This is a genomic window from Cohnella suwonensis (assembly GCF_042655365.1).
Taxonomy (GTDB): Bacteria; Bacillota; Bacilli; order Paenibacillales; family Paenibacillaceae; genus Cohnella; species Cohnella suwonensis.
In genome coordinates this window covers 113,523-133,978 of the sequence record NZ_JBHSMH010000054.1, presented here as the reverse complement: position 1 = coordinate 133,978, position 20,456 = coordinate 113,523, and the positions used below count along the sequence as shown (strand labels likewise).

Here is a 20,456-nt window from a genome sequence, read left to right as displayed (position 1 = left end):
GTTGCCGAAATCGCATTCTTTCTAACGATAACGTTCGCCTACGCGCGCCGGAAGTAACAATCGTGTTCAAAACTACCGGGATTCTGCTATCCATTTCCGGAAAACAAGCACAAGACGATTCGGCAAAATTGGGTCATGGCCGGAATACGTGTATACTGTTCTCATAAGAATCCATTATTTTCAATGTTTCTTCGGGAGGTCTGGCACATTGGTCGCCATCGTTCTGCTCGCTATCCTCGTCGTCACCCTCGTCGTCCCGCTGCTCGTCTTCTTCGGATACATGTACGTCTTGTCCAAGAAACCGAAGCACTCCATCATCCGCTCCCATCCGTTCTTGGGGTGGATCCGTTATTTGCTCGAGAAGCTCGGACCGGAATTCCGCCAATATTGGTTCGACAACGACACGGAAGGAAAGCCGTTCTCCAGAGCCGATTTCGTCGGTCTCGTGTACGCGGCCAAATACCGGACGGACTTGATCTCGTTCGGCGGGAGGCGCGATTACGAGAAACCCGGCTATTACTTGTCTAACGCTCTATTCCCGAAGCTGACAAGCGAGCTCAGAATCGACAATGAGACCCTCGCCCCGGGCAAAAAATACGTCATTACGGACGAAGGTTTATTCACGCGAAAAGAGAAAATCGTGGACGAGCAAGTGAAGCGCTGGCTGCTTCGGGACGACGACGCCATCGTCATCGGCGAGAACCGCAGACACCCATGGACGCTCAAAGGCCTGTTCGGCGCTTCGGCGACTTCGTTCGGAGCGGTCGGCGAAAACTATATCCAATCGACCGGCAACGGGGCCGCGATGGCGGGCGGTTCTTGGATCAATACGGGGGAAGGCGGCGTCGCCGACGTCCATCTGGCAACGGGAGCCGACGTTGTCTCGCAGATCGGCCCGGGCCTGTTCGGCTTCCGGGACGATACGGGGCGCTTTTCCATCGAGGCGTTCAAAGGCAAAGCAGAGCACCCTAATATCAAGGCTTTCGAATTGAAGTTCCACCAAGGGGCCAAAATCCGCGGAGGTCACTTGGAAGGCTCCAAAGTGACGGAGAAGGTCGCCGCCGCCCGCCTCGTACCCGTCGGCAAGACGGTCAACTCTCCGAATCGTTTCGAGTTCTTGACGAGCCCGGAGGAGGCGCTCCGCTTCGTGGGCACGCTGCAGGAAGAAGGAGGCAAGCCGGTCGGTTTCAAAATCGTCGTAGGCGATCCGCAGCGGCTCGAGCCGTTGTTCCAAGCGATGATCGACCTCGACCTCTATCCCGACTTCATCACGGTGGACGGTTCCGAAGGCGGCTCCGGCGCCACGTTCAAGGCGATGGCGGACGGCATGGGCCTCCCCCTCTATCCCGCGCTGCTCATTCTCGACGATCTGGCGAGAACATTCGGCGTGCGCGAGAAGTTCAAAATCTTCGCGTCGGGCAAGCTCATTACGCCCGACAAGGTCGCGATCGCCCTCGCGCTGGGGGCGGACTGCGTCAATTCCGCCCGCGGCTTCATGATGGCCAACGGCTGCATCATGGCCATGCAGTGCCACACCGGCAAATGTCCGACCGGCATTACGACGACGGACGCCAAATACCAAGAGGCGCTGGCGGTCGAAGAGAAGCAGTGGCGGGTCATGAACTATATTCTGCAGCTGCGCGAAGGATTGTTCTCGTTGGCCGCCGCTTGCGGGTTGGACAGTCCGCGCCAATTCCGCCGCGAGCACGTCGCGTTCACGGACGAGAGCGGGCGCAGCGTCCGCGTCGCGGATTTGTTCCCGGCGCCTTAATCGAAAAAGCAAGCAGAAGACCAAGGCTCTTCCGCCTTGGTCTTCTGTCGTTCCTTTAGCCTATCGCGGTCAGCATCCCCTTGCAGTATTGGGATCCGCTCGAAAGCGCCAAACGTTCCAAGAATACGGATCTACCCAGGCTTCCGCCCTTCCTCCGTCGATCGTAGCGCCCGAACCCGCTTGCGGCGCGATTTCGAATGGATTGTCGGAAGTATTGACCGCGTTCAATCGTTCATGCTTCAACACGATGTGCTGGGCGAAGGCAAGAGCGCCTCCGAAATCGCGAAAATCGAATTCGAGCTTTACGGGCTCGTCTCCCCGATTCACGACGAAGACTGTCAGTTCGCCCGTTTCCTCGTTATACACCGTTACGGGATCGATGATCGGTACGTCCGAGTATTTAGCCGTATCGTATTTAGGGCTAGAGACGAGACTGCGCAGCACCACGCCCCTGCCATACCGGGATGCGTGAAGGAAAGGATAGAAGGTAGGATTGCGCCAAGCCTTGCCGCCTTTCTCCGTCAGGATCATCGGGATCGTATTGACAAGCAGCGATTGGCAGGCGATCTGAATCCGGTCCGCATGGCGAAGCAGCGTCAACATGGCGGATCCGAACACGAGCGCGTCCTCCATATGGAATTTCACCCAATCGTAAGGACAGCCGATCTGCCATGGCGTGTATGCCACGTCCGGCTCCCGCCAGACGTTCCATTCGTCGAACGACAGCTGCATCACTTTGTTAGACCGCTTCACCCCGCGGACGTAATCGCAAGCCGCGATCACCTCCTCGATCTGCCGTTCCATCTCCATCGGCATAGCCAGGTAGCTCGCGGTATCGTTCTCGCGTTTCCCGATGTAATGGTGCAGAGACAACATATCCGCATGGTCGTAGGTATACTCGAGCACGGTTCTATCCCATTCCGGGAACGTGGACATATGACGCGCGGAGCTGCCGACGGCGACCAGCTCGATATCCGGATCGACCCACTTCATCACCTTGGCCGTTTCCAGCGCAAGCTGGCCGTATTGGGCCGCCGTTTTCCGGGCGATCTGCCATTCGCCGTCGAGTTCATTACCGAGGCACCATGTCTTGATTCGGTAAGGCTCCAGGATTCCGTGAGATTTACGCAGGTCGCTCCACATCGTGCCGCCGGCGAAGTTGCAATATTCGAGAATATCCTTCGCCTGCTCGATGCCTCTCGTGCCGAGATTCACCGTCATGATCGCTTCCGCTCCGACCTGGCGAGTCCATTGCATGAATTCGTTCAATCCGAACGTATTCGGTTCGATCTGCCGCCAAGCGGGATCGATCCGGGAAGGCCTGGCCTCCTTCGGCCCGATTCCGTCCTCCCAGTTATAGCCTGAAGTGAAATTGCCTCCCGGATAACGCACGACGGAGAGCTGCAATTCCTTAACCAGATCCATGACATCCTGACGGAATCCGTTCTCGTCCGCCGTCGGATGACCCGGCTCGTAAATGCCGTTATACACGACGCTCCCCATATGCTCGACGAAAGAGCCGAACATCCGATCGCTGATTTTTCCGATTTTATAGTCTTTGCTTACCGTAAGAGACGCGCTCTTCATCGTCATGCCACCTCAAGTCGGATTGTGATTCATTTTAATATGAAGTTCAAAAAGTCCGGTTTTCAGCACCGAGAAGGTTGGATGAAGCTTAGGGACTGAGGAACGGAGTGTAGGCTAAACCTACATGAGTACCGGAAGGCCCGGCTGAATTCAAGATTCGATGCCGAATACGCTCCCTGAGCAAGCTTCGTGATCAAAATTGGACTTTTTGAACAACATTGCGAGCTAGCCCTTCAAGCCTGAAGTCGCAACGCCTTGCACGAAATAACGTTGAGCCGCGATATAGACTAGGACAAGCGGCGCGAGCGAGATTGCAGCGGCGGCTAGCGTCGCTCCGTATTCGATCGTCCTCTGTCCAACGAACATCGCAAGTCCGGCGGACAGTGTTCTCATGTCTGTCGAGCTAGTCAGCATAAGCGGGTAAATCAAATCGTTCCAATTGTTCATCAGCAGGAAAATGCCAAGTGAAATCATTGCCGAGCGGCATAAAGGCAGCATAATGCTCCAGTAAATCCGGAATTCATTCACTCCGTCTACCCGGCCCGATTCCTCCAAGTCCTTGGGCAGCGATACGAAAAACGAACGCATCATGAAAATGCCGAATGCGCTCGCCGCGCGAGGGAGAATAAGGCCCCAATAAGTATCGAGAATGCCCAGCTTGAATACTTCCACGAATAACGGAATCATGAGCACCTGAAAAGGAACCATCATCGTAATGAGCACGAGCGTAAACAGCCACTTGCTGCCCTTGAATCGAATTCTCGCGAAAGCATAACCCGCCATGGAATCGAAGAAAACGGAACAAACCATGACGCCTCCGGCGAAAATAACGGTGTTCTTGAAGAAATCGAGAAGCGGGATCCGGTTCCACACTTCGGCATATTGGGAGAAAGTGTATTCGTCGCCGAAGAAGGCGGGCGGGAATCGGATCAGTTCTTTCTCGTATTTGAACGTAGAGACGATGATCCATAGAAAAGGATGCAGAATGGCGACAAGCAGCGATAAAGCGACCGCGTATCCCAATAGCCGAACCCATAACGGTTTTTTCATCGATCGTTCCCCCTAATGCGCGTCCGAGGACTCTTTGCTTAAGAAATAACGGTTCATCGACAGGGTCACGACCATGATGACGGCCAGAAGGGCGACGGATATGGCGGACGAATAACCGAGATCAAACGGAGCCGTCTTGAATCCCGTGCTGTAAATGTAAGTAACCATCGTTTCCGTGCTATCCAGCGGACCGCCTTGCGTCGTAACGAAAATCTGATCGAATACTTGAAGCGCCGCGATGATCGACGTGATCACGCAGAAGCTGAGCGCCGGGATAATCATGGGAATCGTAATGGAGAAAAATTGCCGGAACCGGCTCGCGCCGTCGAGCTGAGCCGCTTCGTAATACGATTCGGGAATGTTCTGAATGCCGGCGACGAGAATGATGAGCGTATAACCGAAGCTGCGCCATACCGTCATGAGGATGAGCGATGGCATCGCAAGGTCGGGATCCCGCAGAAACTCGAATCTAGGCAAGCCGATCTGGGTTAAATATTGCGTATACAAGCCGGACTGCGGATCAAGCAGGAACGACCACATAATGCCGATAGCCGTAAGCGAGCAGACCGAGGGCAAGAACAAAGCGGAACGCATAAATTTGCTAAAGGACGTCGCGCGCGACACGAGCACCGCTGCCAAGAGCGAGATCGCAATCTGCAGCGGCACTTCGAATACCGCGAAATAAGCCGTGTTCCAAAAAGCGTTCCAGAACTTGTCGTCTTTGAGCAAGTGCGAATAATGTTCCAAGCCTATGAAGCTGGCGCCGTTCATGAAAATATCCATGCGCAGCAGGCTGATTCCGAGCGTAGCCGCAAGGGGAATCAGAGTAAACGCGAAGATGAGGGTTAACGCCGGCGCGATAAATAAATAAGCTGCGCCTTCGGGTTTGTTCGCCAACCTCCGCAAAGCCGCTAACGACTTCATTCGATCAAGCACCTTCCTTCGCGGCTTCCGTCCGGGTCCGCCGCCGGCCTATGAACGGCGGACGGCGGACTCGACCGGAGTGTAGCGTTATTGTTCGGCTTTCAGAATTTCATCGATGTCGTCGGATGCTTTCTTGAGCACGTCTTCCACGCTTTGCCCGTTCTGCACCGCTTCGATCGCTTTGAAGAGGACGTTATTGTTAATCCGGTCCGTGCCGAGCAGACCCGGAAGGAACGGAGCAGCCGCATCGCCCATGTTCGCCATTGCGGATACGAGCGCGTTGCCTTTCACCTCCGGATCTTCTGCAACTGACTTCAAATATGGAGGGAATCCATTGGCAAGCGACCACTTCTTGCCGATTTCCGTCGTATTCCAGAACTTTATGAAGTCGTATACTGCCGCTTTTTCTTCGTCGGACGTGCCTTTCGGAACCGCGAAGCCGATGCCCCCAAGCTCCGTATAAGCCTTAGCCGTGCCTTTCGGAGGAATGGCTACGCCGAAGTCGATGCCGCTGCCCGTAAGTCCCGGAGCCAGCCACGGTCCGTTGATCGCCATCGCGAGCTGTCCGCTTTGCATCAATTTGTCGAGATCTCCGCCGCCGGCCCCTTTAGGGCTAACCTTCTTGTTCGCGACAAGGTCTTGGATCCATTTGAACGTTGCCACGTTCTCCGGAGAGTTGAGCACCGACTTTTTGTTCGTTAGATCGACCACGTCGCCGCCGTTGCCGATTATGAACGAAGTGAAGTAGTTCGGCGCGCCGGACACCGGCATCCCGAAGCCGAATTGATTTTTCGAAGCATCCGTCAGCTTAACCGCGAATTGTCCAAGCTCCTCCAGCGATGCCGGCGGCTTCTCCGGATCGAGTCCCGCCGCTTGGAACAAGGCCTTGTTCCAGTACAGGTACAGGCCATTCATTTGCATCGGCAGCAAATAGGGTTTGCCATCCACGGCAGCAAGATCGAGCGAACCGTTCGTGAATTGCGATTTGTCTGTGCCGGTCGCTTCGAAGAAGCCGCTTAAATCTTGGAATGAGCCGTTCTTGATATAAGGAGTCGCCCAACCGCCGATAAAGGCGACGAAGCTGGGAGCCGTATCGGTCGCGATGGACGGAGGAAGCTTCTGGTTCATCTGATCCCAAGGCATGATGTCCATCTTTATCTCGGCCTTGCCGCTGTTCGCCTTGTTATAGTCGTCTACGATCGTTTTTAACAACTCTCCGTCCGGACCCGTGAATCCGTTCCAGAACGTAAGCGTTACTTTCTCTTTAGGAGCTTCGCTCTGGCTTGGACTCGCGCTTGAACTTGAGCTTGCGCTCTTGTCGGGCGATGGTTCGTTCGAATTGTTGTTGTTGCCGCAAGCAGCCATGACTAGCAGGATAACGGTCAAACACGCGGAAAGCATCATTCTTAACGCCTTCTGACGAGAATGGTTGATCATTGTTGATCCTCCCCCGAGTAAATGGTTGAAGCGAGCTTGCATGGAGACTTCATTTTACTGGCCTTTCAAGCAAAAACGCCTTCGGCGTCCTACGGACGTCGGAGCAGCTTTGCGTAGGGATCAGATGAGTATAAAGAAATCGAAACTTATACTTTCTGATCCTTCAAGATCACCCGCTTGTCAGCGGAACTACACCACCCCCCGAAATAATGAAATTTTAAATCGATTTAAATTTTCAATAAAAAATGTTGCCGTCATTTTCCCCCGCAGGATTCCCGAATAACGAGCTTTGCCGGCACGACCGATTGCTTGTCTTCGATCCCTTCGGCCGTCCCTTTGTTGGTCAGCTTATGGATCAGCTTCTCCGCCGCGATTCTTCCGATCACGTCCATCGGCTGTTCGATCGTCGTCAGCGTAGGGTGGGTCATCGTAGCCATCTCGATGTTATCGTAGCCGACGACGGCCACGTCGCCGGGAATCGAACGTCCTAACGTCTGCAGCGCTTTCATGGCGCCGATCGCCATTCTGTCATTTCCCGCGAATACGGAATCGTAAGAGATTGCGGCTTGTTCCGCTCTCGTAATCGCTTCATAGCCGGATTCCATCGTATAATCGGCTTCCACGACCAACTGCGGCTCGAACAGTACCTTATAATCTTGCAATGCCCGCTTGTAGCCCTCCAGACGATCGATACTGACTTGGAAACTCTGGGGACCCGTCACGTGCAAAATACGTTTCCTTCCCGCCTTGAGCAGATGTTCCGTTGCCAGGTACGCGCCGCCGAAGTCGTCCCGCTCCACGGTCAACACATCGTCGTGATGCCAGCGCCCAAGATAAACGACCGGATATCCGGACTCTACGATGCGAAGGATATTGCTGTCCTTAATCGAAGCCGGCCATAGAATAATGCCATCCGCCCTGCGGTTCTTCAGGATCAAATCATAGGATGCCGCTTCGTCCGTCTCCGTCGGCGAAGTCGAGAGAAGCAGGTGAAACCCATTCTGAACGAGAATTTCCGTAATTCCTTCAAGCAACTGCACGAAATAGGGATGGGTGAACGCATTATGCGGCGTGTTCGGAAAGATCAGCGCGATCGTCTCCGCCTTCTTTGCCCGCAGACTGCGACCGATTTCATTCGGCACGTATTTAAGTCTCCTTGCCACCTCCTCTACGTTCCGCTTCGTCTTGATGTTCACCCGTGGATCCCCCGCAAGCGCAAGGGAAGCCGTTGCCGTCGACACTCCCGCGACCTTGGCGATATCTTTCAGAGTAATGTGTTCTCTCTCCATGGCTTTATCCTCATTTAGACATCTCTAATTTATTAAATCGATTTAATAAAATAATAAAGCGCTTTCTGGGTGTCGTCAAGAGCTATTTCTATGTCGCGAAAAGCAAGCAGAAGACCAAGACGATGTCCGTCTTGGTCTTCTGCTTGCACCGCTCAGGATTACGCGCGATCGACCCAGGCGTTAAGCCTCTACAGCGTCCAGCGCGAGACGGTCGATTTCCTCGGCGTACGCGGCGGCTTGCTTTTCCGTCCAGCCCGCTTGTTCCGCCATGGCGGCTACGATTTTCCCGCTCCATTTCTTGACGGACGCCATATCGAAGAACATCCATCCGGTGCGGCGAACGAGGAAATCTTGCGGCTTCGCGGCCATCTCCCCGTCCATCGCGTACCGGAGCTCCGCCGCGATCCGCAGCGTCAAGTCGTGACGCTCCGCCCACGCCAGGTCGTTGTCGTCGGACGCGATCGAGAAGACGGCATCCGCGTTCGAGCCGTAGAATCGGGCTATCGCCTCGGCGTCGGGGGCCGGGAAGCCTTGGCTCACGCCAGCGGCTTTGCGCTCTTCGACGTAACGTTCATAATTCGCCGAGCCTCCGACGTCGCCGCCTGAAATGCGCATTTCCTTCGTGAGGCTTATGCCTGCGGTTGCTCCGGCTTTCGAGCCTCCCTCGGCGAGCAGCTTCACGACGTCGTCGACGACCGTCTCCGCCATTTTCCGATAACCCGTCAGCTTGCCGCCCGCGATGGAGATCAGGCCGGACGGCGAATGGAAAATCTCGTCGCGGCGGGAAATTTCCGACGGATCCTTGCCCTCTTGATGGATGAGCGGCCTCAAGCCGGCCCAGCTCGACTCGATGTCCGCCGACATCAACCTGAGGTCCGGGAACATGAAGTTCGCCGCTTCCAGCAAATAAGCTCGGTCTTCTTTCGTCGCGACGGGACGGTCGATCTCGCCTTTGTAATTCGTGTCCGTCGTGCCGAAATACGCTTTGCCGGCCCGCGGGATCGCGAACACCATCCGTCCGTCCGGCGTATCGAAGTAGACGGCTTGCCTAAGCGGGAATCGAGACTGGTCGAATACGAGATGGACGCCTTTCGTCAGGCGCAGCGTCTTCCCGGACTTGGAGCCGTCGAGCTGACGAAGTTCGTCGACCCACGGCCCCGTCGCGTTAACGACTTTGGCCGCGGAGACTTCGTAAGTCGCGCCGCTGAGGACGTCTCTGATATTCGCACCGGTTAAATGCCCGTTTGCGTCGTATGTCAACGAATCCACACGCGCGTAATTGACCGCGAGGGCGCCGTATTCCCGCGCTTTCTTCATCACTTCGATCGTAAGGCGGGCGTCGTCGGTCCGATACTCGACGTAATAGCCGCCGCCCTTCATGCCGTCTTTCTTCAGAAGCGGCTCCCTTTTGCTTGTCTCCCGCGCGCTCAGCATGGAGCGGCGTTCGCCTTTCTTAACGCCCGCCAGGAAGTCGTAGACGCGAAGGCCGATCGACGTCGAGAACTTGCCGAACGTGCCGCCCGCGTAAAGCGGAAGCAGCATCCATTCCGGCGTCGTGACGTGAGGCCCGTTCTCGTAGACGATGGCGCGCTCCTTGCCGACCTCGGCGACGACGCCGATCTCGAACTGCTTCAGGTAACGTAGCCCGCCGTGCACGAGCTTCGTCGAACGGCTCGAAGTACCCGCCGCGAAGTCCTGCATCTCGACGAGAGCGACGCGAAGCCCGCGACTGGCCGCATCGAGGGCGATGCCCGCGCCGGTAATGCCGCCGCCGATGACGAGCAAGTCGACCTCGCGCGCGCTCATGTCTTGCAGTATTTGTTGCCGGGAGTCGAACGAGAACGTTCCGCTATCTGTTTGTCGGTTCGTGTAGGGGTTAGTCATATTTATCTCTCCTCATGTTGGTTCTAGGCTTGCCTATTTTTGGGATTTTCCTCGGGTTGCGTAGCCTCCGAAAGCAAATTAGTCGATTTTTTCAAGTAACTGCCGTCCGCGGAGTCCCTTTAAGCGCGAGTTAATCGAATTTTTCGAGTAACTGCCGTCTGCGGAGCCCCATTAAGCGCGAGTTAGTCGATTTTTTCGAGTAACTGCCACCCACGAAGCCCCATTGAGCGCGAGTTAGTCGATTTTTTCGAGTAACTCCCGTCCACGGAGCCCCTTTAAGCGCGAGTTAGTCGATTTTTTCGAGTAATTGCCGCCCACGAGGCCCCATTGAGCGCGAGTTAGTCGATTTTTTCGAGTAACAGCGAGTCTCCCGCCACATGGCGCCGAAAACAAGAAAAAACCACAATAACCGCTTCCGGGGGCAAACGCCCCGGAAACCATCATCGTGGTTTCTCCTTGAACTCCAACCGATATTAACTTATAAGTCGATCATATCACCGTTATTCCGCGAAAGCAATCGCCGCTTTAACCGCCCGGCTCCAGCCCGCGTAGAGCTTCTGCCGTTCTGCCTCATCCATTCGCGGCGAGTACTCCCGCTCCACTTGCCGCAAAGCGCGAATCTGTTCCTTGCTATCCCAATACCCGATCGCGAGGCCCGCCAAGAAGGCGGCGCCGAGCGCCGTCGATTCGTTCACGACCGGCTTCTCGACCGGAACGCCGAGCATGTCGCACTGAAACTGCATCAAGAAGCCGTTCTTGACCGCGCCGCCGTCCACCGCCAATCTCGACAGCTTCATGCCGGCGTCGCGCTCCATCGCCTTCAGTACGTCCTTCGTCTGGTACGCGAGCGATTCCAAAGTCGCCCGCACGAGGTGCGCTTTCGTCGTTCCGCGGGTGATGCCGAACACCGATCCGCGAACGTCGCTGTTCCAGTGCGGCGTACCCAAGCCGACGAACGCCGGCACGACGTACACGCCTTCCGCCGACTCGACCGACTCGGCGAGCCGTTCGCTATCGGCCGCGTCCGCGATGAAGCCGAGCCCGTCCCTGAGCCACTGGATCGCCGCGCCCGCCACGAACACGCTTCCTTCGAGCGCGTACACCAGTTCGCCCCCGACCTCCCACGCGATCGTCGTCAACAATCCCGAATCGGACGCGATCGCTTTCGAGCCCGTGTTCATGAGCATGAAACAACCGGTTCCGTACGTGTTCTTGACGCTGCCTTGCTCGTAGCAGCCTTGCCCGAACAAGGCCGCTTGCTGGTCTCCCGCGACTCCGGCGATCGGAATCGCCCGACCGAACAAGGCGGCGTCGGTCTCCCCAAACACCTCCGATGAAGAACGCACCTCCGGAAGCATCCCCTTTGGCACGCCCATCATCGCCAGCAAGTCGTCGTCCCAACGCTTCTCGTAGATGTTATACAACAGCGTGCGCGAAGCGTTCGATACGTCCGTCACGTGGACGCGGCCGGCCGTCAGCTTCCAGATGAGCCAGCTGTCGATCGTACCGAACAGCAGCTCGCCCCGCTCCGCCTTCTCCCGGGAGCCCGGCACCTGTTCCAAGATCCAGGCGATCTTCGTACCGGAGAAATACGGGTCGATCCGCAGCCCGGTCTTGCTTCTGACGGTTTCCTCGTGCCCATCCCTCTTCAACCGCTCGCAGATGTCCGCGGTCTGCCGGGATTGCCAGATGATCGCGGGATAGACCGGCGCTCCCGTTGAACGGTCCCAGACGACCGCCGTTTCCCGCTGGTTCGTAATGCCGATGCCCGCGATCCGGTCCGCGCCGACGTTCGGCTCCGCGAGCACCCGTTCGACGACGTCGACGGCCGATCGCCAGATTTGCTCCGCGTCCCCTTCCACCCAGCCGGGATGCGGATAACTTAAAACGATCTCCCGCTGCGCCATCGCCGCGATGTTGCCTTGCGCGTTCACGAGCAACGCCCGCGTGCTCGTCGTGCCTTGATCCAAAGAAAGAATATACCGTTCCATCGGCGAATGCCTCACCCGCTCCCATTTATGCTTTAGTACACTTCGCCTAACGGTTTCCACAATTCCCGTCGCGACGTCGTGATCGCCGTCGCCCCTGCTTCCAAGGCAGTCCGAACGTCCTCAATCGTACGGACGAGCCCGCCCGCGATGACCGGTATGCCCGTCTGTTCCTTCACTTCCCGGATCAAGTGCGGAATGATGCCGGGCAATACCTCGATAAAATCCGGCTTCGTCTTCTCGAGCAGCGCGTAGCTTTTATCGAGTGCTCCCGTGTCTATCAAGAACAGACGCTGGATCGCGATCCGCTTGTTCTGCTTCGCCTTCAGGATGACGCTGCCGCGGGTCGATATCAATCCCGCGGGCCTGACGTGCTGGCACAAATACTCGGCCGCGTACTCATCGTTCTTCAGCCCGTCGACCAAATCCGCGTGCAGCAGCACTTTCTTGCCGCTCTTCTCCGCGAGTTCTACCAATGACCTCATTTGACCGAGGTGCCCGCCTAATAGCACCACGTAAGAGAACGGGGTGGATAGCGCCGCTTCCATCTCTTTGGCCGTCTTCACGGCCGGCCAAACGGTCTGATTCTCGATGCACATAACGCCAACCCTCCACATCAAGCGTAATAATGGAAAAAGAGACCCGCATCGCAATACCGCCCTATTCGGACGAGCAATCGATGTGGATCTCCGTTTCTCCATCACGTTATCAACTTGAGTTTATTATAGACGCAAATCGAAAAGTGCGTCAATCTCCCCGAAGCTTGTCGCCGGTATCCTATTCACGCCGGACGGGCCGCGAGCTCCAACGCTTCATTTCCGCAGCAGCATAATCATGTTACCGCGCGGCCTATCGTTGCGATAGTGGATCGATTTTCGATCAAGGCGTGCTCCATGCAAAAAGATCGCCGAAAATAGGCGATCTTTTCGAACAAACGTGATGAAAGTTATCCGTCAAACCAAATTCCAATACATCGTTGTGTTCGCCACGGAAATCATCGTGAACAGCAGCGTATTCAAGAACGCCGCCAGCCATACGTTGTTCGTCTTCTCGAATAATTTGCGCGCGTATACCGCGGCGATAATCAAGCTCGGTACCAGCGCGAATAGCAGAATGCCGTTCAACGCCTGAGCCGGGTACATCCCGACGCCAGACATGAAGTCCATGCCGTACTGGCCAGCCAGCCACAAGACCAGACCGCCCACGTTCAACACGATGGACAGCGCATACCCGCCCTTCGCGCCGCGCGTATTCGCGTTCAGCGCAACGACGCTGATGAAATAGTAGATCAGGAAGAACGGCGAATACCTTAACGCGGTAATCAAATGCTCGATCTTAAGCGTACGGACGGCAAACGTCCAGATGCGGAAGTCGGTGCCGAATATCGCTTGAACCGCGTACAGCACCGCATAACCGATCGCCACCGCGATAAGCGCCGCGCACAGGCTGGACAAGATCGTCGATGGATTCAGGCTGATGCCGTAGTGGCTGAACCTCGTCCCCGCGTCCTTCTTGGAGAAGTAATGGAACGCGAAGGTGACGAGCGCGGTGATGACTGCCACGACCACGGCCCAATACACGATTTGGTTCGTCGTCGGTTCGTTAAAGAAAGGGCTAAGCGGGAACAGGTGCGCGGCCCTGTCGAACATGAGCCACAGCACGAGGGACGCGACCGCGAGCAACGCGCCGCCCTTGCCGATGTTTTTCATTTTGGCGCTGGCGGCGGCATCGTCCTTCTTCGCGTTCGCCATGACGAATGCGGCTGCGGCTACGACCGCGAACAAGACAAGCATGACGATGGCAGTCGTGCCGAGCGCGTCGATGCTCCCTGCTTTCTTATCCATCAACGTCGGGTACAAAATGGCCGGAACGAGCGTGCTGAAGGCGATCGCCGCCCAATAGACGGATTTCTGCTTGCCGGTCGCGGGCGCGGATACGGTCGCGATCGGTTCCGTCACGGCTTTCCTCAAGAACGGCACCCGAAGCAGCAGGCTGCTGAGCGGAACGATCATCAGGAAGAAACCGATCAAGGCGACGCAGTTAAACGCTTCCTTCAGCCACCAGATTTGATTGCCCGACCCCATATCCGCGCCGGTCTGGTTCGGAGAGATGACGTCTTTGAAAGCGTACGCGTAGAAGTCGATCAAATCCGCCGTCGTCGCCGTGGAAATATGGTTCCAAGGATGGGTCTCGTTAGGCGTGTAGAGGACGCGCTCGCCGGTCTCGGACGGGCGAACGACCTTGTCTTCCAGCTTCAGGTCGCCGGATTGCGCTTGATAGAATTTGCCGCCTTCCGCGGTTTGGGCGTCCGCCGGCAATCCGAGAAACGCCTTGCCCGAAATCGTGGCTTTGTAGTCCTTATGCGTAACCGAGCCTGCGACTTTTTTCTCCTCGGCGCTCTTCTCCGCGTCCGACTTGTTGAAGAAAAACTCGTCGTATCGGCCGGCGACCATCCCTACCGTCCGGTTGCCGTACGCCGCCAACATCTGATCCGGAGGAACGACGACGGAAGAGAGGGAATAATCCGCGCCCGCCGAAATTCCCGCGTAGATCATCCGGTAACCGGTCTTCAATGCATTCAGTTCGTCATGATACATGGCCATCATGGACGAGAAGCCGCCCATGGAGTGTCCGCCTACGGCGACGTACGCGTTGCCCTTGTCGTCCTTCATCGTATAGTCCTGCCCGTAAATATACTTAGCCGCGTCGTATTGGGAGTAAATCCAGAAGGTAAAGAAAGCGCTCTCCACCGGGATATCGGCGCTCCAGCGGGAATCTCCGTGATCGTATTGATCAAGTGCCAGGACGATATAGCCGCGCCTGGACATTTCGATGGCGGGAGCGTCCTGCATTTCCTTCGTGTTCAAATATCCGTGCGTCGTAATGATGACCGGCCGCGGATCGTTCGCTCCCGCTCCGCCCGGCATGTACAGCAACCCGTTCAGCGTGCCGTGATCGGCCTTGAACTGAATTTCTTTGACCTTCACGGAATAGACCGACGTATTGAACATTCCCGCGAACAAGCTTCCGAGAATGACAAGCGCCAAGGATAACGCCAACAAGCCTTGCGGTTTCTTGAGGAATGAATAGAATTTTGTCATATGAATCTCCTTTGAATGAGGTAAAAAACGAATGACAGCGCTGTCAATTCGATCAACGCTCAATGCTCATCTGCGTGCCACACTGCAATTCTATTTTCTCTGTTCTCTGTGTCAACAACTGCAGTCGCGTTTTTTTCCAACGCCGCACTTTGAAGTCACCCCCCTTTTCCCCAAATGAAAAAACACCACGAACTCTTAAACCGCGCGAATCGCGCAGCCGAGCTTTGTGGTGTCTCCGGTTCTCCAACCAAATATTAACTTTGCGGCAATCATAACACATTCGGTTTTCCATGGATAGTCCTAGATCGCAATTATCGTCCTCCAGATGCCATCAAGCCGTCAAGCCGGCCGCGCGGCGAGCGCCAGCGCTTCGTCGAAAGCGACGTGATCGTAGCCCAGATCCGCCGCGACCGCTTTGTAGGTCACCCTTCCGGCGGCCGTGTTGACGCCCATCGCGAGCGCCGGATTGCTTAGCGCCGCTTGCCTAACGCCTTTATTGGCGATTTGTACGGCATAGGGCACGGTCGCGTTCGTCAAGGCGATCGTCGATGTTCTCGGCACCGCTCCCGGCATGTTCGCCACCGCGTAATGAAGGACGCCGTGCTTCACGAATGTCGGGTCGTCGTGGGTCGTGATCCGGTCGACCGTCTCGATAATGCCGCCTTGGTCGATCGCGACGTCGACGACGACGGAGCCCGGCTTCATCGATTCGATCATCCGTTCCGTCACAAGCTTTGGCGCCTTCGCGCCGGGAATGAGAACCGCGCCGATGACCAGATCGGATTCCGCGACCGCTTCGGCGATGTTCATCGGATTCGACATGAGCGTGTTGAGCCGCGAGCCGAAAATATCGTCCAGCTGACGCAAACGGTCCGCGCTGAGATCGACGATCGTGACGTCGGCTCCGAGTCCGACCGCGATTTTGGCCGCGTTCGTTCCGACGACGCCGCCACCGATGATCGTCACTTTGCCCCGCTTCGCGCCCGGGACGCCGCCGAGCAAGATGCCCTTGCCGCCGTAAGGCTTCTCCAGGAACTGCGCGCCGATCTGAACCGACATCCTGCCCGCCACTTCGCTCATCGGCGTAAGGAGAGGCAGGGCTCGCCCAACTTCGACCGTCTCGTAGGCGATCGCCGTCACTTCCGACTCCGTGAGCGCTTTGGCGAGCGCGGGCTCCGCGGCCAGATGCAAATAGGCGAACAAGATCAGGCCCGGGCGGAAATACCGGTATTCCGACGCGAGCGGTTCCTTGACCTTCATGACCATCTCCGACGCCCAGACGTCTTCGGCCCGCTCTTCGATTTCGGCTCCTGCAAAGCGGTATTCCTCGTTCGTGAAGCCGCTGGCAAGACCGGCGTCCTTCTCGACTTTGATTCGATGTCCGTTGTTCGAGAGGGAAACGACTCCGGCGGGCGTTATCGCGACCCGATTCTCGTTGTTCTTGATTTCTTTCGGTATTCCGATCAGCATGGAAGCTCCCCCTCAATTGGTCCGTGTAATGTAAGCTTTCCTACACACCAAGTATAGAAGAGGAGCCGAACATGCGATTCGTCGAAAAACGAAAAAGTTCGCGCGAGCTTTCGTCTTTTTCCACAAAGAGGTTATTCGGCGAATTTTATCAATTGCATTTCCAAATAGAGCGTGACCTTCCGGTGCATGCTGTCGAGGTCGATGTCGCCGATTTCCTCGATGCGCTTCAGCCGGTACGTTAGCGTATTCGTATGAATATGAAGGGTTTCGGCCGTTATCTTCACGTTGCTATCGCTTGACAAGAATAATTCGAGCGTACGCAGCATATCCGATTGATGCTCCAGATCGTACGACTGCAGCTTTCGGATGCTGGCGTCGACGTGCTTGTGCTCTCGCCGCTCCTCTGCCATCCTCGGGAGAAATCGATAGAAGCCGAGCTCCTCGTATCGGTAGATATCCTTACATCGTTCCGGGAATTTCTCGCGAACGCTCAGCACGCTCAGCGCTTCTTGATATCGCTTCTCCGCGGACGCGTAATCTCCGGAAGGAAGTCCCGCTCCCGCGTTCGCGACCGACGGGCCGAGCCTGCCGATCATCCGCTGGACGAAAGCCTCCGAGCCTTGCCCCGATAAAACGACCAAGCGCTTGCCGTTCACGAGGTGTAAGGCGATCTTATCCTGCGGATTCGCGTGTATGACGTAACGAATGCGCCGGCGCGTCTCCTCCGAGATCTCCGAGCCGTATTCGAATACGAAAACATGGTAAAGAGGAGGAAGAACGACGCCCAGCTTGCCCGCTCTCGCCTGGATGCGGTCGCCGGAGCCGTAGTTGCCCGTGAGCATTTGCCAGAAAAACTCCTGATGCTCCTTCTCGTCTATCCGGTTCCTCATTTCCAGTTCGAGAATGTTCGATTTAACGGCCGAGGCGGCTATCTTCATCAGTGTCAGATCTTCGGGTCCGAATCGTTTCCCGACTTCCAGCGCCCAAATATACCCGAGCACGTCGTTCCTTCTGCGAACGGCGACGGCCAACCGGTCTCCGAAGCCGATGCCCTCGATGGAAGGCACAAGAACCGGATCGTCGCTTTCGTTCAGCTTGCCCATGATGCCATTGCTCCATAGCTCCCGAACGACGTACTCGGGCACGCGGCGGCCGATGATCGTCGCGATCCGCACCGGATCGCTCTGTTCGTCGTGCGAGCTATAAGCGATTAATCGATGGTGGGCGTCCTCTATCGTAACCGGACAAAGAAGCGCTTCGCCGATCGCGTCGGCAAGCGACGTTAAGCTATCGAATCCCCGGTCGAAAATCGCATCGTCGTCTTTCATTTCGGGTACTTCTCCTTATCCGGCCGTACGGTAACGGGGCCTTCCCCATGCCAGCTCTATCCTTTCATGTTACCACGAGGCCAATCATCGCGAAACAAGTCCTAAACTTTTTAGGATATATTCATAACTTTGTAGGGGTTCGGTTTTTCGAAACATTTGGTATGATGCGAGGAGAACTTACCGAAGAAACCAGGGGAGGTACCGCAATGACGAATCCGCTCAAGCAAAATAACCCTATCGTTACCCATATGTATACGGCGGACCCTTCCGCCCACGTCTTCGAAGGCAAAATTTACGTGTACCCTTCCCATGATCTCGACAAAGAAAACGCGTCGAACGATAACGGAGATCAATACGACATGGAGGATTACCATGTCCTCTCTATCGACGAGAATCTGGAATCCTGTACGGATCACGGAGAAGCGCTTCATCTTCGGGACGTCGCGTGGGCCAAGCAACAGCTCTGGGCGCCCGACGCCGCTTGCAAGGACGGCAAATATTACTTGTTCTTCCCGGCGAGAGACCGCGAAGACGTCTTTCGGATCGGCGTCGCGACCGGCGACTCCCCGGCAGGGCCGTTCGCGGCGCAAGAGAGCCCGATTCCGGGCAGCTTTAGCATCGATCCGGCTGTCCTTGCCGACGACGATGGCCGATATTACATGTATTTCGGCGGCCTATGGGGCGGCCAGCTCGAGAAATGGCAGACCGGCGCGTTCGTCCCGGATGCCGCAGGCCCGTCCGGATCTCAGCCCGCGCTCGGCCCGATGGTCGCGGAACTGAGCGACGATCTGCTGACGTTCAAGGAATCGCCAACGGAAATCTCCATTACGGACGAGCACGGCCACCCCATCGTCGCAGGGGACGAAGAACGAAGATACTTCGAAGGGCCGTGGGTTCACAAATATAACGATAAATACTATTTGTCTTATTCGACGGGGACGACGCATAACATCGTCTACGCCATCGGCGATAACCCGAAAGGCCCGTTCGCGTTCAAAGGCAAAATTCTGACTCCCGTTATCGGCTGGACGACGCACCACTCGATCGTATCCTACGGTGGCAAATGGTATTTGTTCTATCACGACAGCTCCTTGTCGGGCGGCGCCGACAATAAACGAAGCGTCAAGTTCACCGAGCTCGTCTACAACGACGACGGCACCATTCGAACGATCGACCCCTACGATAATTAACAAAATTCCATACCATACAAAGCAAGAGCCGCGGATTTCTCCGGGGCTCTTGCTTATTTTGCATATCATCTCGCTAAGCCATCAGCCATTGCGGGTTATCGGTCAGAATCGCTCTCGACAGCCGTTCCGCGAACGGTCCCGTTTCTTGGCCTGCCTGACGCGAAACCGGCCTGTTCGCCAGCTCGCGGATCCTTTTCCTCGTCCGGAACAGGACGGATTTGACGATCGAGACGGTGCACCGCATGTCCACGGCGATCTCCTGCATCGAATAGCCGTAATAATCGCACAACAGCCAGATCGCGATATTCCTTCTCGGAATCGTCTCCGCGAATCGCTCCGCCCAGCTCCGGATTTCCCCGTAATCCGCGTCGAACGTCGGGTTCGCGAGATCGGCGTCGAATAGGACGAGTTCTCCTTTTTTCTTGTACGCGCGGTATTGGTCGATCCACAGGTTACGGGCGACGCGGAACAAGAACGGCTTGACGCTATTCTGGAGTGGTTCCACCTTCGCGAAATATTGCATCGTCTTGACCAGCGTTTCTTGACACAAATCTTCCCCGTCCCACTTCGATTTCGCCAAGTAAAAGCAATACTTCCGCAGATCGTCCAGATGAGGTTGAAGTAGATGATCGAATAATGTCTGGGTGCGATCGCGCGAGGCGGCCGTAGGTTGCCGTTCTATGCGAGGCATACGACGACCCCCTCGACGATGGCGGTCGCCGCCTGCTCCCGGAACGCATCCGTCATCATCCGCTTCTCGTCCTGCTCGTTCGAGATGTAACCCAGCTCCAGCAAGATCGACGGTCTCGCATTTTCCCGAAGCACGAAATAATCGCCGAACTGCACCCCTCTGTCCTTCGTTCCCAGCTTCGCCAGACGCTCGTGAACGAGCTCGGCGAAGCGCATGTCCTCTTCTTTGTTGTAATAAGTCGTCATCCCGGTGACGTTCCGATCCTCGTAAGCGTCGAAGTGGATGCTGATGAACAGATCCGCGGTTTCGTCGGCCGCGATGTCCACCCGCTCCTCGAGCGGAATCTTATCGTCCGTCTCCCGCGTCAAGACGACGGTCGCCCCTTTGCTTTCCAACTGCCGCTTGAGCTCGAGCGCGGCCGGCATCGTGGCGTCCTTCTCGTACGAGCCGTTCTTCCCGATCGAGCCGACGTCCTTGCCGCCGTGTCCCGCGTCGACGACGATCGTTTTACCCGCTAACGGCCCGAACGACTCGTCGATCGCCGACGGCTGGACGGGGTCTCCCTGATTCCCCGCTAGATGACCCGTTCCGGCTTCCGCCGCTTCGTCGGACTTACTTCCCGTCACTCCCCCTTCGACTTGATTGTGCAAAATGACCGCTGCTATGGCTACAATCACGACAATTAACGTAAGGCGTTTGATGTATTTTCTCATGCCGTCATTGTAATTCCCGCGAATCAAGGCGAA

15 protein-coding genes are annotated in these 20,456 nt (G+C 56.3%); 2 read left to right on the top strand and 13 right to left on the bottom strand.

The annotated features are described in order from the left end of the window. Window positions 1-208 precede the first annotated feature (208 nt). Window positions 209-1,771, top strand: coding sequence for a glutamate synthase-related protein (locus ACFPPD_RS16175; protein ID WP_209748442.1), 1,563 nt, complete (start codon window positions 209-211; stop codon window positions 1,769-1,771). A 69-nt stretch (window positions 1,772-1,840) separates the two neighbouring features. On the opposite strand, the gene arfA is transcribed toward ACFPPD_RS16175, so the two are convergent. The 11 genes from arfA to ACFPPD_RS16120 all read right to left on the bottom strand — a co-directional run bounded on the left by arfA (window position 1,841) and on the right by ACFPPD_RS16120 (window position 17,829). Further along, entirely contained in the window at window positions 1,841-3,364 is a 1,524-nt protein-coding gene (gene arfA / locus ACFPPD_RS16170; protein WP_378082634.1) for an arabinosylfuranosidase ArfA, read from the bottom strand. A 219-nt stretch (window positions 3,365-3,583) separates the two neighbouring features. Continuing rightward, window positions 3,584-4,408 (bottom strand): carbohydrate ABC transporter permease, encoded by an 825-nt coding sequence (locus ACFPPD_RS16165; RefSeq protein WP_209748438.1) that lies wholly within the window; start codon window positions 4,406-4,408, stop codon window positions 3,584-3,586. A gap of 12 nt (window positions 4,409-4,420) precedes the next feature. Then, complete coding sequence (locus ACFPPD_RS16160; protein ID WP_209748436.1) at window positions 4,421-5,332, bottom strand: carbohydrate ABC transporter permease; 912 nt, start codon at window positions 5,330-5,332, stop codon at window positions 4,421-4,423. A gap of 87 nt (window positions 5,333-5,419) precedes the next feature. Further along, window positions 5,420-6,769, bottom strand: coding sequence for an ABC transporter substrate-binding protein (locus tag ACFPPD_RS16155; RefSeq protein WP_209748434.1), 1,350 nt, complete (start codon window positions 6,767-6,769; stop codon window positions 5,420-5,422). A 254-nt stretch (window positions 6,770-7,023) separates the two neighbouring features. Further along, window positions 7,024-8,058, bottom strand: coding sequence for a LacI family DNA-binding transcriptional regulator (locus ACFPPD_RS16150; protein ID WP_209748431.1), 1,035 nt, complete (start codon window positions 8,056-8,058; stop codon window positions 7,024-7,026). A gap of 180 nt (window positions 8,059-8,238) precedes the next feature. Next, a complete protein-coding gene (locus ACFPPD_RS16145) occupies window positions 8,239-9,942 on the bottom strand; it encodes a glycerol-3-phosphate dehydrogenase/oxidase (protein WP_209748429.1) in 1,704 nt (567 codons plus the stop codon). 500 nt (window positions 9,943-10,442) lie between these two features. Beyond that, window positions 10,443-11,933 (bottom strand): glycerol kinase GlpK, encoded by a 1,491-nt coding sequence (glpK, locus tag ACFPPD_RS16140; RefSeq protein WP_209748426.1) that lies wholly within the window; start codon window positions 11,931-11,933, stop codon window positions 10,443-10,445. Window positions 11,934-11,965: 32 nt separating this feature from the next. Then, window positions 11,966-12,529 carry a glycerol-3-phosphate responsive antiterminator gene (locus ACFPPD_RS16135; protein ID WP_209748424.1) on the bottom strand — a complete coding sequence of 188 codons (564 nt, stop codon included), beginning with the start codon at window positions 12,527-12,529 and terminating at the stop codon, window positions 11,966-11,968. Window positions 12,530-12,883: 354 nt separating this feature from the next. Then, entirely contained in the window at window positions 12,884-15,031 is a 2,148-nt protein-coding gene (locus tag ACFPPD_RS16130; protein ID WP_209748422.1) for an alpha/beta hydrolase family protein, read from the bottom strand. A gap of 339 nt (window positions 15,032-15,370) precedes the next feature. Further along, the gene (gene ald, locus ACFPPD_RS16125; protein ID WP_209748420.1) at window positions 15,371-16,501 is read right to left on the bottom strand and encodes an alanine dehydrogenase; all 1,131 of its coding nucleotides are present in this window, start codon (window positions 16,499-16,501) and stop codon (window positions 15,371-15,373) included. Window positions 16,502-16,632: 131 nt separating this feature from the next. After that, window positions 16,633-17,829 (bottom strand): PucR family transcriptional regulator, encoded by a 1,197-nt coding sequence (locus ACFPPD_RS16120; protein WP_209748418.1) that lies wholly within the window; start codon window positions 17,827-17,829, stop codon window positions 16,633-16,635. Window positions 17,830-18,035: 206 nt separating this feature from the next. Here ACFPPD_RS16120 and ACFPPD_RS16115 point away from each other — a divergent pair, with 206 nt between their 5' ends. Beyond that, complete coding sequence (locus ACFPPD_RS16115) at window positions 18,036-19,019, top strand: glycoside hydrolase family 43 protein (protein ID WP_209748416.1); 984 nt, start codon at window positions 18,036-18,038, stop codon at window positions 19,017-19,019. Window positions 19,020-19,092: 73 nt separating this feature from the next. Here ACFPPD_RS16115 and ACFPPD_RS16110 read toward each other — a convergent pair whose 3' ends face one another. Further along, a complete protein-coding gene (locus ACFPPD_RS16110) occupies window positions 19,093-19,710 on the bottom strand; it encodes an RNA polymerase sigma factor (protein WP_209748414.1) in 618 nt (205 codons plus the stop codon). Beyond that, the gene (locus ACFPPD_RS16105) at window positions 19,698-20,423 is read right to left on the bottom strand and encodes an N-acetylmuramoyl-L-alanine amidase family protein (protein WP_209748412.1); all 726 of its coding nucleotides are present in this window, start codon (window positions 20,421-20,423) and stop codon (window positions 19,698-19,700) included. Before ACFPPD_RS16105 ends, ACFPPD_RS16110 begins: the two co-directional genes overlap by 13 nt. Between the last annotated feature and the right edge of the window lie 33 nt (window positions 20,424-20,456).

Coding starts and splice junctions, on each gene's coding strand:
- ACFPPD_RS16145 (WP_209748429.1), bottom strand. CDS start 9,942: ATGACTAACCCCTACACGAACCGACAAACAGATAGCGGAACGTTCTCG.
- ACFPPD_RS16155 (WP_209748434.1), bottom strand. CDS start 6,769: ATGATCAACCATTCTCGTCAGAAGGCGTTAAGAATGATGCTTTCCGCG.
- arfA (WP_378082634.1), bottom strand. CDS start 3,364: ATGACGATGAAGAGCGCGTCTCTTACGGTAAGCAAAGACTATAAAATC.
- ACFPPD_RS16135 (WP_209748424.1), bottom strand. CDS start 12,529: ATGTGCATCGAGAATCAGACCGTTTGGCCGGCCGTGAAGACGGCCAAA.
- ACFPPD_RS16165 (WP_209748438.1), bottom strand. CDS start 4,408: ATGAAAAAACCGTTATGGGTTCGGCTATTGGGATACGCGGTCGCTTTA.
- ACFPPD_RS16105 (WP_209748412.1), bottom strand. CDS start 20,423: ATGAGAAAATACATCAAACGCCTTACGTTAATTGTCGTGATTGTAGCC.
- ACFPPD_RS16120 (WP_209748418.1), bottom strand. CDS start 17,829: ATGAAAGACGACGATGCGATTTTCGACCGGGGATTCGATAGCTTAACG.
- ald (WP_209748420.1), bottom strand. CDS start 16,501: ATGCTGATCGGAATACCGAAAGAAATCAAGAACAACGAGAATCGGGTC.
- ACFPPD_RS16115 (WP_209748416.1), top strand. CDS start 18,036: ATGACGAATCCGCTCAAGCAAAATAACCCTATCGTTACCCATATGTAT.
- glpK (WP_209748426.1), bottom strand. CDS start 11,933: ATGGAACGGTATATTCTTTCTTTGGATCAAGGCACGACGAGCACGCGG.
- ACFPPD_RS16110 (WP_209748414.1), bottom strand. CDS start 19,710: ATGCCTCGCATAGAACGGCAACCTACGGCCGCCTCGCGCGATCGCACC.
- ACFPPD_RS16130 (WP_209748422.1), bottom strand. CDS start 15,031: ATGACAAAATTCTATTCATTCCTCAAGAAACCGCAAGGCTTGTTGGCG.
- ACFPPD_RS16160 (WP_209748436.1), bottom strand. CDS start 5,332: ATGAAGTCGTTAGCGGCTTTGCGGAGGTTGGCGAACAAACCCGAAGGC.
- ACFPPD_RS16150 (WP_209748431.1), bottom strand. CDS start 8,058: ATGGAGAGAGAACACATTACTCTGAAAGATATCGCCAAGGTCGCGGGA.